The sequence below is a fragment of the Paenibacillus sp. UMB4589-SE434 genome, assembly GCF_030226685.1.
GTDB lineage: Bacteria > Bacillota > Bacilli > Paenibacillales > Paenibacillaceae > Paenibacillus_B.
Genome location: NZ_JASOYK010000001.1, coordinates 2,085,292 through 2,099,382, shown reverse-complemented (window position 1 = coordinate 2,099,382; position 14,091 = coordinate 2,085,292). Strand labels below are relative to the sequence as shown.

Annotated in this window: 15 protein-coding genes and 1 pseudogene; all 16 read left to right on the top strand. The window is 46.3% G+C overall.

From position 1 onward, the window contains the following. Positions 1–3: 3 nt before the first annotated feature. The 16 genes and pseudogenes from murG (at position 4) to QP775_RS08695 (ending at position 13,970) form a co-directional block, all read left to right on the top strand. Positions 4–1,110: an undecaprenyldiphospho-muramoylpentapeptide beta-N-acetylglucosaminyltransferase gene (gene murG / locus QP775_RS08770; protein WP_285105214.1), complete on the top strand. Its 1,107-nt coding sequence runs from the start codon at positions 4–6 to the stop codon at positions 1,108–1,110. Positions 1,111–1,449: 339 nt separating this feature from the next. Next, a pseudogene (locus QP775_RS08765) lies at positions 1,450–1,840 on the top strand (UDP-N-acetylmuramate dehydrogenase); the annotation flags it as partial. A gap of 16 nt (positions 1,841–1,856) precedes the next feature. Continuing rightward, complete coding sequence (gene murA / locus QP775_RS08760; RefSeq protein ID WP_239328532.1) at positions 1,857–3,140, top strand: UDP-N-acetylglucosamine 1-carboxyvinyltransferase; 1,284 nt, start codon at positions 1,857–1,859, stop codon at positions 3,138–3,140. 63 nt (positions 3,141–3,203) lie between these two features. Beyond that, a complete protein-coding gene (locus QP775_RS08755) occupies positions 3,204–3,989 on the top strand; it encodes a cell division protein FtsQ/DivIB (RefSeq protein WP_285105211.1) in 786 nt (261 codons plus the stop codon). A 239-nt stretch (positions 3,990–4,228) separates the two neighbouring features. Next, the gene (gene ftsA, locus QP775_RS08750; RefSeq protein ID WP_239328530.1) at positions 4,229–5,473 is read left to right on the top strand and encodes a cell division protein FtsA; all 1,245 of its coding nucleotides are present in this window, start codon (positions 4,229–4,231) and stop codon (positions 5,471–5,473) included. A gap of 67 nt (positions 5,474–5,540) precedes the next feature. Next, positions 5,541–6,671: a cell division protein FtsZ gene (gene ftsZ, locus QP775_RS08745; RefSeq protein WP_285105209.1), complete on the top strand. Its 1,131-nt coding sequence runs from the start codon at positions 5,541–5,543 to the stop codon at positions 6,669–6,671. A 232-nt stretch (positions 6,672–6,903) separates the two neighbouring features. Next, positions 6,904–7,887 (top strand): sigma-E processing peptidase SpoIIGA, encoded by a 984-nt coding sequence (locus QP775_RS08740; protein WP_285105207.1) that lies wholly within the window; start codon positions 6,904–6,906, stop codon positions 7,885–7,887. Between the two features lie 67 nt (positions 7,888–7,954). Beyond that, complete coding sequence (gene sigE, locus QP775_RS08735) at positions 7,955–8,677, top strand: RNA polymerase sporulation sigma factor SigE (RefSeq protein ID WP_239328527.1); 723 nt, start codon at positions 7,955–7,957, stop codon at positions 8,675–8,677. A gap of 220 nt (positions 8,678–8,897) precedes the next feature. Beyond that, positions 8,898–9,680: an RNA polymerase sporulation sigma factor SigG gene (gene sigG, locus QP775_RS08730; protein WP_028544982.1), complete on the top strand. Its 783-nt coding sequence runs from the start codon at positions 8,898–8,900 to the stop codon at positions 9,678–9,680. 239 nt (positions 9,681–9,919) lie between these two features. Next, complete coding sequence (locus tag QP775_RS08725) at positions 9,920–10,213, top strand: YlmC/YmxH family sporulation protein (protein ID WP_239328720.1); 294 nt, start codon at positions 9,920–9,922, stop codon at positions 10,211–10,213. A 61-nt stretch (positions 10,214–10,274) separates the two neighbouring features. After that, the gene (pgeF, locus tag QP775_RS08720; RefSeq protein ID WP_285105205.1) at positions 10,275–11,135 is read left to right on the top strand and encodes a peptidoglycan editing factor PgeF; all 861 of its coding nucleotides are present in this window, start codon (positions 10,275–10,277) and stop codon (positions 11,133–11,135) included. Beyond that, positions 11,132–11,815, top strand: coding sequence for a YggS family pyridoxal phosphate-dependent enzyme (locus QP775_RS08715; protein ID WP_239328719.1), 684 nt, complete (start codon positions 11,132–11,134; stop codon positions 11,813–11,815). Before pgeF ends, QP775_RS08715 begins: the two co-directional genes overlap by 4 nt. A gap of 1 nt (position 11,816) precedes the next feature. Next, the gene (locus QP775_RS08710) at positions 11,817–12,275 is read left to right on the top strand and encodes a cell division protein SepF (RefSeq protein ID WP_028544986.1); all 459 of its coding nucleotides are present in this window, start codon (positions 11,817–11,819) and stop codon (positions 12,273–12,275) included. Positions 12,276–12,291: 16 nt separating this feature from the next. Further along, positions 12,292–12,561: a YggT family protein gene (locus QP775_RS08705; RefSeq protein ID WP_239328718.1), complete on the top strand. Its 270-nt coding sequence runs from the start codon at positions 12,292–12,294 to the stop codon at positions 12,559–12,561. Between the two features lie 37 nt (positions 12,562–12,598). Further along, a complete protein-coding gene (locus QP775_RS08700; protein WP_285105202.1) occupies positions 12,599–13,366 on the top strand; it encodes a YlmH family RNA-binding protein in 768 nt (255 codons plus the stop codon). Between the two features lie 121 nt (positions 13,367–13,487). Then, positions 13,488–13,970, top strand: a complete 483-nt coding sequence (locus tag QP775_RS08695) for a DivIVA domain-containing protein (protein ID WP_028544989.1) — start codon at positions 13,488–13,490, stop codon at positions 13,968–13,970. Positions 13,971–14,091 lie beyond the last annotated feature (121 nt).

The window sequence follows — 14,091 nt, the reverse complement described above, 5'->3', positions numbered from 1 at the left end:
GACATGCGCGTCGTGCTTAGCGGCGGTGGCACGGGGGGACACATTTATCCTGCGCTGGCCATCGCACGGGAATGCGAGAAGCACTATCCCAGCTGCGCTTTTTTATATATTGGAACCGAACGCGGTCTTGAGAGCAAGCTCGTTCGTGAAGAGGGCATACCATTTGAATCTATAGAGATTACTGGTTTTCGTCGTAAATTGTCAGTGGAGAACGTTAAAACGGTACTGCGTTTTTTAAAGGGTGTTAGCCGCGCCAAGCAGTTGCTAAGAGATTTTAAGCCTGATGTTGTAATCGGGACGGGTGGTTATGTTTGTGGACCGGTTGTATATGCCGCTGCCAAGTTAGGCATTCCGACGATCATTCATGAGCAAAATGTGATACCGGGCCTGACTAACAAGTTTTTGAGCCGTTACGTAAATACGGTAGCTGTCAGCTTTGCAGAGTCAAAACCATACTTTACCAAGGCTAAGCATGTGCTGTTCAGCGGCAATCCTCGAGCGACTGCCGTAGTAGAGGCTAACCGTGAACGGGGCTTTGCATCGCTCGGGCTTCCGCAAGACAGTCCGATTGTGCTTGTTGTTGGAGGCAGTCGTGGTGCAAAAGCGATTAATGATGCGATGGTTGGAATGGTTCCGATGCTAAAACGGCTGCCAAACGTTCATTTCGTTTATGTAACAGGTCAGCATTATTATGAGCATACACGTAAAGAAGTGCTCAAGAGCAGTGATGGCGTTCGCAATCATCTGCACGTGCTGCCATACATTAGCAATATGCCTGAGGTGCTTGCAGCTACAACGCTTGCCATTAGCAGAGCAGGTGCATCATCACTTGCTGAACTTACGGCGCTGGGAATACCGTCGATATTGATTCCGTCCCCCAATGTAACAAACAATCATCAAGAAGCAAACGCACGTTCGTTGGAACAGGCTGGTGCTGCTGTGATGATGACGGAGAAGCAGTTGACAGCCGAGCTGCTGTTTGGCCAGATTGAACAATTGTTAAAGAACGATGGTCATCGAGAGACGATGCGGGATCGTTCAAGAGCGCTCGGACAGCCGGATGCGGCGATGCGAGTAGTATCAGAGATCGAACGCTTAGCGGGCAAGTAATATTTGCCCGCTTTTTGCTGTTCTATTTTAGAACAGCAACTAAGTATCTCTCTCAAAAAGCATCCATGCACTTTCACATCAACTTCAGATGAAGTGGGCGTCTGTCACACAACCTGAGACACTGTCATAAGATACACTATAATCGTGACAATCTCCCATTGGCAGCAGCTTTGACGGTTATTTTGCCTTTTCTAAAATCGCTTCATTACACAGTTGGCAGGGGCTAAATGCCGCATGTCATTCGACGATCTTGGGTACAGGGTATTGTGTTCCTGAGGCAGACTGTTTGTATGAGCGGAGTCAGAAGCAAAGACCGGTCCATAATTCGGGGAGATAACTCCTGACACGGTTGGCGGGGCCGTGTAGACGAATGAAGGTGCAAAGGGGAACGATGTGTCACGCCTATTTGAATCTGCTGAGATTGTACGGGAGACAGGAGATTGGTGATTTACAGCGTGGAGGAAATGCATTTTGCGTACCGTCATTCCATTTCGCATGATCAAAAGGCATCGTGGTGGAGGCGAGGTTCCGTCATGGAACTGGAGCATTGCAACGATATGGCTGTGGCAGGCGGCGCCGGAGTTTCCACGCAGCATCTCAATTTCATTGTAAACACCGGGCAAGCAACAGCGTCAACGTGCTCACCCTTATAGAACGCATACAACAGATAGTCCCGGAGGATTTCGGGGTGCAGTTGGTGCCCGAAGTATTGGCGGTGGGTGAGCGGTAATCTCGGAGGTGATACATTGGACAAATTGGTGATTGAGGGTGGGAAGCCTCTTTCGGGAACCATTCGTATCCATGGAGCGAAAAATGCCGCTTTACCGATTATGGCAGCTGCCATCTTAGCCGACGGTGTCGTTCAGCTTGATAATGTCCCTAAGTTGCTTGACATCGAGGTCATGCTGAACATTTTAAGGCGTCTTGGCTGCCGGGCGTCACATGACGGTCACACGGTCACTATCGACAATACAAGTGTACATTCGTCTCATGTGCCTGAGGATCTGATGCGGCAAATGCGGTCCTCAATCTTCCTGATGGGTCCGCTGCTGGCACGATACAAAGAAGTACACATTTATCAGCCCGGTGGGTGTGCGATTGGAGAACGTAAGATTGATCTTCATCTCAGAGGTTTGCAGGCGCTAGGAGCTGCGCTTGTGCATGAGGGGAACCGGATCACATGCAAGGCAGAACAATTAATTGGAACGGAAGTTCATCTTGATTTTCCGAGTGTCGGCGCAACAGAAAATATTATGATGGCTGCTGTGTTGGCAGAAGGTACAACGGTATTAACGAATGCTGCGCGTGAACCTGAAATTGTTGATTTACAACGGTTTTTGAATGCAATGGGAGCGAACATAATTGGTGCAGGAACCGATACGATTACGATTGAGGGTGTGCGGGAACTCAATGGCTGCCGCTACGAGATTATTCCTGACCGGATCGTCGCCGGGACGTTGATGATTGCTGCTGCAGCAACAAGAGGAGCGGTAACGCTAACCAATGCCCATGCAGGTCATTTAACTGCTCTCATTCATATTCTGCGCAGAGCCGGGGTGCAGATTGCTACAAGTGATGGTATAATTAACGTGACTTGTTTTGGCCGACCTAAGGCTGTGGAACGCATCGTAACTTCGCCGTATCCTGCTTTTCCTACTGACCTCCAATCTCAATTGATGGTTCTGCTATCATTGGCCGACGGGGTTAGTGTGATGAAGGAGACGATATTCGAAGGACGGTTCAAGCATGTTGACGAGCTTGGCAGAATGGGCGCGGACATCCGTGTAGATCTGAGCAGCGCTTTTGTAAGAGGTGTTCCACGTATGTACGGTACGACTGTGGAAGCGACTGATTTACGTGCTGGTGCAGCGCTTGTTATTGCGGGTCTGGCGTCGCAAGGCCATACAATTATTGAACAGGTGCATCATATTGATCGTGGTTATGACCACATTGAGAATATGTTTAGAAAGCTTGGCGCTAAGATTGAACGTTACACACCTGTTCCGAAGCTGGACTTTGCGAACGGCTGAAGTAAAGGTGAGAAATGGTGCTTGGTCCCCTCTTGCAAGAGGGGACTATTCACGAGAAAGGGTTTGGAGCGATTGCAAGCGAGAACGATTCCACGACTGCCTGACCAACCGAAGAAGAAGCGGAAAGGAACCAAGCTCATTTGGTTGCTCTTTATTTTATTTCTCGTGCTGCTTGGAGTTCTCTTCTTCCGATCTTCCATCAGTAAGATTACAGATGTACGGTTTATTGGCAACACATTAGTCAATTCAAGTGAGTTAAGCGGAGTAAGCGGACTGCGTGTGGGTGAGCCTTTCTTTTTGATCTCGGAAAGTGCGATTACATCCCGGGTGCAGGAGCGCTACCCTTATATTAAAGGATTGCGGTTGGAGAAGCATTTTCCAGGCCAAATCGATGTGTATGTGCAAGAATATGAAACAGTTGCTTTTGAATTAACGTCGGACGGGCAGGTGATGGCCTCGCTGGAAAATGGTTCTGATGTGACACTGAAGCAGGAAAAGAAGCTTGTATTGGAGAAACCAGTACTTACGCAGTGGTCAGACAAGGGGGCGCTTGCAATCAAGGCTGACTTGTGCAAGAGGCTTGCGAATATTCCGAATGGCTTGCTAGCCGACATCTCGGAGATTCGATATGATCCTTCTGACTCCTATCAGGATCGAATCAAGATGTATACCCGCTCAGGGTTTGAAGTGGTTACGACCGTCTCAATGCTTCCGGATAAGATTGCTTATCTGAGCGGGGTTGTAGAGACGCAGGAACCGGGTCGGATCACGATGCTGAACGCAGATTCATATATCTCATATACGAACCTGAACCAGGGCCAACAGGAAAAATCCGACGTTTCAGAATAGCAAAAAAACTCTACTCAACAAACTGAAAAAATGCTAGAATAATAGTTATGGTATTTCTCGTTACAACCTGCTTTTTTCTTCAAGTTTTTTTAAAAAATGTCTGTCAGTGAATATTTCACTTGACTACATTCAAAAAAAATGTAGAAAAAAGAGGGAATGACTAAAGTTTGTTGAATACATACAAGGTGTCCGGGGGATACAAACATACCAATTTACTTGGAAGTGGGAGGTGCCACGGCTTGAGCAGCAATGACATCATTGTGAGTTTGGACATCGGTACATCCAAAGTGCGCGCTATCATCGGCGAAATAAACAACGGAACGCTGCAAATTATCGGCGTTGGTTCTGCTGAATCAGAAGGAATTCGCAAAGGTGCGATTGTAGATATTGACCAGACTGTGCAATCTATACGTAATGCGGTTGAACATGCTGAGCGCATGGTCGGTATTGAAATATCGGAAGTGTATGTTGGAATTACTGGTAACCATATTGGATTGCAAACAAGTCACGGCGTAGTGGCCGTATCTAATGAAGATCGTGAAATTGGCGAAGAGGACATCGTTCGTGTGCTGAAAGCAGCCGAAGTGATTGCTCTGCCGCCTGAACGTGAGATTATTGATGTAGTAGCGAAGCAATATGTCGTTGATGGGCTGCATGATATTCATGACCCTCGCGGCATGATTGGCGTTCGTCTGGAAGTGGATGCTACAATTATTACAGGTGCAAAGACAGCCATTCATAATCTGATGCGCTGTGTGGAGAAGGCTGGACTCCATGTGAAGGATCTCGTGCTGATGCCACTGTCTGGAGGTCAGCTTGCGTTGTCGAAGGACGAGAAGATGGTTGGTTCCGTTCTGGTTGATGTTGGAGCCGGAGCAACGACGATATCTGTCTTCCAGGACGGCACGTTGACAGCTACCTCAACGCTTCCAATAGGAGGCGACTTCGTTACGAATGATATTGCGTACGGTCTGCGTACGATGTCAGATCAGGCGGAGAAGATCAAGCTGAAGTTTGGTTGTGCATGGATAGATGATGCCTCCGAAGATGCAGTGTTCAAAGTGACACGAATTGGGAGTAATGTGGAAAAAGAGTTCAATCAAGTGTTCTTGGCGAACGTTGTCGAACCACGTGTGCAAGAAATATTCCATCTCGTTAAAAATGAAGTGAAGCGCCTAGGCTTTAATGATTTGCCAGGCGGTTATATATTGTCGGGCGGAACGGTCTCGATGCCAGGAGTGCTGAGTGCCGCTCAAGCGGAACTACAGACTTCTGTTCGGATTGCCGTACCTGATTTTATAGGTGTTCGTGATCCAGGCTTTGTGAGCGGTGTTGGCGTGCTTCACCACGTGCTTCGCTCTGTACGTCCGCGTGGAGGCGGTGGTGCCAAGAAGACGGCTCCACGTAAAGTGACTCCTGCGGAAACATCAAGCAAACCTGGGTTTATTGAGCGGCTGAAAAATATGTTTAGTGAATTTATTTAATATGGAATGTTACGAAAGAAAGTGACCTCGCGCCATCCATGCACATTGAAGGGGAGATGGAGAACTCATGTTGGAATTTGAATTTGAGATGGAACAATTAGCCCAGATTAAAGTTATCGGGGTCGGCGGTGGCGGCAGCAATGCTGTTAACCGAATGATTGATAACGGCGTACAGGGTGTTGAATTTATTACAGTAAATACGGACGCGCAGGCGCTCCACTTCGCAAAGTCTGAGCATAAGCTGCAGATCGGGGACAAGCTTACGCGTGGGCTTGGTGCAGGTGCTAATCCGGACGTAGGGAAGAAAGCTGCTGAAGAATCCCGTGAAATGATCATGAACACGCTAAAAGGCGCTGACATGGTATTTGTCACTGCTGGTATGGGTGGCGGTACTGGAACGGGAGCTGCGCCTGTTATTGCTGAGATCGCACGTGAGTGTGGCGCATTGACAGTTGGTGTTGTCACGCGTCCCTTCACATTTGAAGGTCGCAAACGTCTTTCTCAAGCGGAATTGGGCATTGAGGCTCTTAAAGAGAAGGTAGATACCTTAATCGTAATTCCGAACGATCGATTGCTTGAAATCGTAGACAAGAAGACTCCGATGCTTGAAGCGTTCCGCGCAGCAGATGGCGTGCTGCGCCAAGCGGTTCAAGGCATCTCCGACCTAATTGCGGTGCCGGGCTTGATTAACTTGGACTTTGCTGACGTGAAGACCATTATGACAGAACGTGGCTCTGCATTGATGGGTATCGGCATAGCGACGGGTGAAGAACGTGCGTCTGAAGCAGCACGCAAAGCCATAATGAGTCCACTGCTTGAGACATCTATTGATGGAGCGCGTGGTGTCATCATGAATATTACCGGCGGCTCAAACTTATCGCTTTATGAAGTGAACGAGGCTGCTGAAATCGTGACCGCTGCGTCTGATCCAGAAGTAAATATGATCTTTGGTGCTATCATTGATGAGAACATGAAGGAAGATATAAAGGTAACAGTTATCGCGACGGGCTTCGAACATAAGCCTGCACCGCAGATTCCTTCCGTACGTCGTCCATCTGCGACTCACAATACTACTGCGCAGGAGCCCCAGGATTCACGTACATCCACGCTCCGTCCATTTGGCAATCAAGCCTCTTCGGACCAGTTGGATATACCAACTTTTTTACGTAATCGTCCACGCAACTCAAATAACGATTAATAGGTATTACATCTTAAGGGATGCCCTCAGTCTATTGACTGTGAGGGCATCCCTTTTTAGTATTTCATCGATGATAATACTTATCGCACATGTTATCGTTGACTCTCCTCGACAAAAAAAGTGACATTCCTCACCCAGTATTAGACAGACTTCGAAGCTTGCGATCATTATACTAGTCTTAATCTCAATGAACTCAATAGATACTGGCGGTTTAGTTAAAGGAGGGAGCGCATTGGCCGTCATTTATGCCGATCTTGTCTTTGGTTTAAACGCAGTTCTTGACTGGACACTGCTTGCGATGTCGGCGCGCTTGCGGGGCCTTCGACCGCCAAAATGGCGAATGGCAAGCGCATCAGCAATTGGAACGGTATATGCGGCTGTTCTATTTGTGCCAACAGTCCCTTTCCTCGTTACTATAGGGGGAAAGGTGCTTATATCTATATGTATGCTTATAGTGGCGTTTGGATTTCACCAACTTGGATTTTTCTTACGTAACTTGTTAGCTTTTTATTTTAGTGCGTTTGTTATAGCAGGTGGTGCATTTGGCATTCAGTACTTAATAAAGGATGCCACTTTGTGGTCCGCATTTGGAACAACAAGTACTGAGGCTGTGCATGAACAGCTGAAATTAGGTGCGGGAATGCTAGTATTCGGCCTTGCTGCTTCCTATGCGATCTATCGAATCGCTTGGCGTCAGCAGAAGGATCAGACTCAGATGAACAGCTTTATTGCAGACGTCGAGATCGGAATAGGCGATACGGTTAGAACGTGTCAAGGACTTATTGATACAGGAAATAGCTTAAAAGAGCCTATATCGGGTGCTCCTGTTATGATTACTAACGCAAGCTTGTGGGACGGGGTACTACCGACAGAATGGCTTAAAGCGATTCAAGAAGGAGCGGTTTTGGATTGCTTTCACACATATGACGCTGAATCTTCGGCCAATGGAACATGTCCGATTGATGAAGCTAAGCTGCGTATTTTGCCTTACCGTGGTGTCAATCAGGCAACACAGTGGATGCTAGGTTTTAAGCCTGATTATATAGTAGTTAAGCATGAAGGACGTATCTATAGGAGCCGACAAGTCATTATCGGGCTCGATAGTGGTCGTCTATCGCAAGATGAACAGTTCCAGGCAATTATACACCCGGAACTTATAGCAGCAGCACTGCAACAACCGGAAGCCTCTGTACCGGTATCTACGAAGGCATCTTAATAGGATAGTTGCGTAAGAGGCACTCCTATCATCATTATTTTATTTACGTTCATAGGGAGGAACGGCGATGCGGTTGAAATGGAAAATGTTTATACAGATTCAAATGTACAGAATGCTTCTGCTATTAGGCCTTAAGCGTGCGGATGTGTATTATATTGGAGGAAGTGAAGCACTGCCACCACCTCTTACCCGGGAAGAGGAAGAGTATTTATTAGGCAAGCTTTCCTCAGGGGATACGGCAATACGGGCTATGCTGATAGAGCGAAATCTACGACTTGTCGTTTATATAGCACGCAAATTTGAAAATACAGGTATACACATTGAAGACTTGGTGTCGATTGGTGCTATCGGGTTGATCAAGGCTGTGAATACCTTTGACCCTGAGAAGAAAATTAAATTAGCCACTTATGCTTCACGATGTATTGAAAATGAAATTCTGATGTACCTGCGACGTAACAGCAAAACAAGAACAGAGGTTTCTTTTGACGAGCCGTTAAACATCGATTGGGATGGTAATGAATTGTTATTGTCTGATGTATTAGGTACGGAAAATGATACGATTTACAAAAACATTGAAGAGCAAGTTGATCGTAAGCTGCTGCACAAAGCACTAGATAAGTTAAGTGAACGCGAGCGTATGATAATGGAGCTGCGCTTTGGTTTATCGGACGGTGAAGAGAAGACCCAAAAGGACGTAGCCGATCTGCTTGGCATTTCCCAGTCTTACATATCCCGTCTTGAAAAGCGTATTATTAAGCGATTGCGCAAAGAATTTAATAAAATGGTGTAAAAGGCGGGCCCGAAGTCATTGTATAGATTTCGGGCCCTTTGTATGCAGAAATAGCCTTAAATTTTTTTAAGAGAAGAAAAATGAAAATATCGTTGATGGGATGCGACTTTGAGCCCTGTAAAGCGGACTTGAGCATTCCATCTTGCTAACGGAACAGGAATAATTCGGGGGTCCAAGGAGATAATGTACATTAATGTTTCTCCTTGGGAGGTAATCACGAATGACCCGAAATAAAGTCGAAATTTGCGGTGTCGATACATCTAAGCTGCCCGTGCTCACGAACGCTGAAATGCGTGCATTGTTCGTGGCTCTACAGGAACGAAACGAACTTATAGCCCGAGAGAAGCTTGTAAACGGCAATTTACGGCTTGTGCTTAGCGTAATACAACGGTTTAACAACCGTGGTGAGTTTGTGGATGATTTGTTTCAAGTCGGCTGCATCGGTCTTATGAAGGCAATTGATAATTTTGATCTAGGGCAGAACGTTAAATTTTCAACTTATGCCGTACCGATGATTATCGGGGAGATCAGGCGTTATTTGCGGGATAACAATCCCATTCGGGTATCGCGCAGCTTGCGTGATATTGCTTATAAAGCGCTGCAGGTTCGGGACGCGTTAACGAATCAAAATTCACGTGAACCGACCATTCATGAGATTTCGGAAGCTCTAAATGTCCCAAAGGAAGACGTTGTGTTTGCTTTGGATGCGATACAGGACCCCGTGTCTTTATTTGAACCGATATATCACGATGGTGGCGACCCGATATTTGTTATGGATCAGATCAGTGATGACAAAAACAAAGACGTGTCATGGATTGAAGAGATCGCGCTTCGTGAAGCGATGCGCAAGTTGAATGAACGCGAGAAAATGATATTATCCATGCGCTTCTTTGAAGGTAAAACACAGATGGAGGTGGCAGACGAAATCGGAATATCACAGGCTCAGGTCTCGCGCCTCGAAAAATCAGCCATCAACCAGATGCAGAAGCATGTCCGAGTATAAGATGCCATGCGACAAGTGCAGCGGATTATGCCCCTGAAGTGGATTCCGTTATATATGCAAATGTAGAGGTGAGTACAAAAGGCGATCGCATCCCTGATAACTTAGGATGTGGATCGCCTTTTGTTGTGTATTGATGTATTTTCAAGCTGCAATTGTATCCTGTAAGCTTGTACGCTGCTCTTTTTTGCCTGATTCGTTCATATACTAGTTGAAAGATGGCAGAGGGTGTGATGAGCGCAATGAAAATATCTGACTTTCAAACAAAAGATGTTATCAATATCGTGGATGGCAAAAAGCTAGGCCAGATCAGTGATTTGGAGCTTGATCTGAAGCAGGGACGAATTGAGGCAATTGTAGTTCCTAACTACAGTAAGTTTCTTGGCTTGTTCGGTGGGGGGGCTGAGCTTATTATCCCATGGCGCCATATTGTCAAGATTGGTGCAGACGTCGTATTGGTGAAGATGGAAGAAGTGAAGCCGCCGCGGCTTGACGAGGCTGAACATGCAATCGCTCCTTATAAAGTCCAGCCATAACAGCCCTGTAGGTAGTTTTGCCTTCGCGGATTGTGGTAAACTGTACGTTGAGGTGAGGACAATGGAACCTTTTGAGCTCAAGCACTCCGAGCGCGGTGATTCGCCAACTGTATTGGAAATAACAAAATGGGTGAAAGAAATACCTGGTTTAACAGTTGGATTTACAACGAGAATCGGTGGCGTAAGTTCCGGCGGATATGATTCTTTGAACTGTGCCTTACATGTAGATGATCATAAGGAGACGGTCATAACGAACCGTCAACGGCTAGCTCAGGTGAGCGGCTTACCCTTCGAGACTTGGACATGCGCAGAACAAATTCATGGCAACCGTGTACATATAGTAACAGCGAATGATCGGGGCAAAGGTCGATGTGAACGTGAGGATGCGATTGCAAATGCAGACGCACTGCTAACCGTCGAATCGGGGTTGTGGTTAACTTCGTTCTATGCAGATTGCGTTCCGCTGTTATTTGTGGATCCGGCAACACGTGTTGTCGGACTCGCTCATGCAGGGTGGAAGGGGACCGTTGAACAGATTGCGATTGCAACTGTGAACGCCATGGTAGATCAATTTGGATGCAAGAAGGAACATATCCGAGCGGCGATAGGACCTTCTATAGGCAAGTGCTGTTATGAAGTGGACGAGCGGGTCATTCATCGCATTCGATCGTTGTATGAACAGTTGCAGCTTGATATAAGAGATGTACTGACACCTGTGTCTGATGGGCATGCCATGGTAGATCTACGGGAAATCAATCGACAATTGTTGATCAAAGCAGGAATTTTGACAACAAATATCGAATGTACTAATTGGTGTACTGGCTGTCGAACAGATCTGTTCTATTCACATCGAATGGAAGGCGGACAGACAGGACGTATGGCAAGTTGGATCGGTTGGCTGGAAGAAGGGATGACAATATGACGCTGCAGCACAGAATAGACAACGTAGAAGCACGGATTCAAGCCGCGTGTACACGAAGCGGAAGAAGCCGCGAAGACGTTCATGTGATCGCGGTGACCAAGTATGTATCGCTTGACGTGACTGGTGCAGCTATACAGGCTGGACTAACACATATTGGAGAGAACCGTTGGCAAGATGCCGAAGAGAAGTGGAATTCCTTTCACTCAGATGCGACGTGGCATTTTATCGGGTCGCTTCAATCAAAGAAAGCTAAGGATGTCGTTGGTAAGTTTCCGTACATCCATTCCTTAGATCGTGTGTCATTGGCGGAAGCAATCGAGAAGCGTGCGAGTTCACTCCAGACGAAGGTGCGCTGCTTTATTCAAGTGAATATTTCAGGTGAACAAACTAAGCAAGGGCTTGCTCCTGATGAAGTGAAGCCGTTTTTGGAGCAGTTGCGTGAGTACCCGCATATTGTGCCGTTTGGGTTTATGACAATGGCACCTTATGAGGCAGAGCCTGAAGATACGAGACCTGTGTTTCGCGGCTTGCGCCAATTGCGCGACGAGATCAATCACAATTTGTCGGAACCTATACAACATCTATCCATGGGGATGTCAAACGATTTCGAAGTAGCAATCGAAGAGGGAGCAACCTGGGTTCGACTCGGTTCCATCCTGGTGGGGAAAGAAGGGGAATAAGATGGGCGTAATGAACCGTTTTTTGAATTTTATCGGTATGCAGGAAGAAGAAGAATATACAGAGCGGGAGAAAGTAGCTTCTCATGATGATTATGAGCAGGAAGTTGAAGCGCCTGTATTTGATCAACATCGTAAATCTGCGAAGGGAGCTAATATTGTGAGTATACATTCACAAAAGGCTAGCAAAGTGGTACTTTATGAGCCTCGCTCTTACGATGAAGCGCAGGAAATTGCCGATCATCTTCGCTCCCGCCGCTCGGTTGTCATCAATCTACAACGTATTCGCAATGATCAAGCGCTGCGTATTATCGATTTTTTGAGCGGAACCGTGTATGCTTTAAGTGGTAACATTTCTAAGATCGGTAGTAATATTTTCTTATGTGTGCCTGAGCATATTGAAGTACAAGGTTCGATCACAGAAATGTTTTCCGAAGAGCTTGATTATAATCAAATGAGGTGAACTTAATTTGACTGGTTTGGAATATCAAATAATTAAGTATATAAATGTGTTGTTTGAGGTCTACTGGTGGCTAATTATTATTTATGTACTGATGTCATGGGTACCGAACGTTCGGTCTAGTTTTATTGGGGAGACAATTGGTAAATTGGTAGAGCCTTACTTAGGGATATTCCGTCGCTTTATTCCGCCACTCGGTGGCATGATCGACATTTCACCGATTGTTGCGTTGTTTGTGCTTCGATTTGTAAATATGGGATTAATTACGGTTGTTACATCTATTTTGTAGCAGATGAAGGATAAAGCAGATGGGCAATGAACAATTAATGGTTCACTTTCATCCTGAAGAACGGGTATTTGTCGACAGAGTTCTAGAATGGATTGAGCGTGCCGCAGAACATCATGAAGTACGACTTACAGATTTCATGGATCCGCGACAAATCTACATCGTGCAAACGTTGGCGAACCGTCATCCAGACGTTCATGTTCGGGTGGATGGCGGATATCCAGGTGCGGAGCGTCAACGGGCTTGTATTGCTCCTGATTATGTATATCTGGAAGCGGAGCCGATGAACATCCAGGTGTTAGACATTCAATCACCTGATCGCAAGTGGCTTGAGTTGGAACACGGAGATTTTATGGGAGCGATACTCGGACTCGGCATTAAGCGGGACAAGATTGGAGACATCCATGTGGCGGACGATTGCTGTCATGTGCTTGTCACTGATGATATCTCCTCCTTTCTGGATACACATTTGCAGCAAGTGCACCGTGTGCCTGTATCAACAGGGATTGTGCCTCTCTCTAGTCTTCGACCTGTAGAAGTTACGCTTAAGCCGATGCAGCTGTCCGTCGCCTCGATGCGGCTGGATGGAATCGCAAGTGATGTTTACCGTCTTAGCCGAACCAAGATCGTCGTGCCTATCAAGGGTGGACGATGCAAGGTAAATTGGAGGGTCGAGGAAGATCCATCCGCACAGCTGAGATCAGGGGATGTCGTTTCTTTGAAAGGGTTTGGCAGATTCAAAGTGCTTGAGGAAGAGGGCATGACGAAGAAAGGCCGTATCCGTGTGACTGTCGGCGTATATGTATAGATGTATAGCCAGAACAGAAATAATTAGACTAAATAAAAGGCAGGAATAATGACAGTTCCTGTCGAATGATTGTAACCACTAACTGTTTTAGAGGGTTCGTAAATTTGAGGAGGTGCACACCATGCCTTTGACACCATTAGATATACATAATAAAGAGTTCGGGCGCAAGCTGCGTGGATACGATGAAGACGAAGTAAATGAATTTCTGGATCAGATCATTAAAGATTATGAAGCGATGATCCGTGAGAATAAGGAAATTCAGAATCATGCGCAGTCTTTGCAGGACAAACTGAACCACTTTGCGAACTTGGAAGAAACGTTAAGTAAAACGATTATTGTTGCACAGGAAGCTGCTGATGAAGTGAGAGGCAATGCAAAGAAGGAAGCACAGCTTATCCTGAAAGAAGCAGAGAAAAATGCAGACCGTATTGTGAACGATGCCTTGTCGAAGTCACGTAAAATAGCGATGGAAGTAGACGAGCTGAAGAAACAGGCTTCTATATATCGAGCACGCTTCCGTACTTTAATAGAGGCACAGCTTGAACTGCTAACTCAGGATGGTTGGGAAGCGCTTGAGCGGGCTGAAGTAAGAGAACCTTACTAACGCCCCATTTGTAGTGTATACCGGGACAGCGTTTGACTTTTTCTGCGAAACGCGTTATAAATAGTTATAATTTACGTATGGCAGCATATGTTGCCTAGTTGTATATCGTAATTTCATGGAC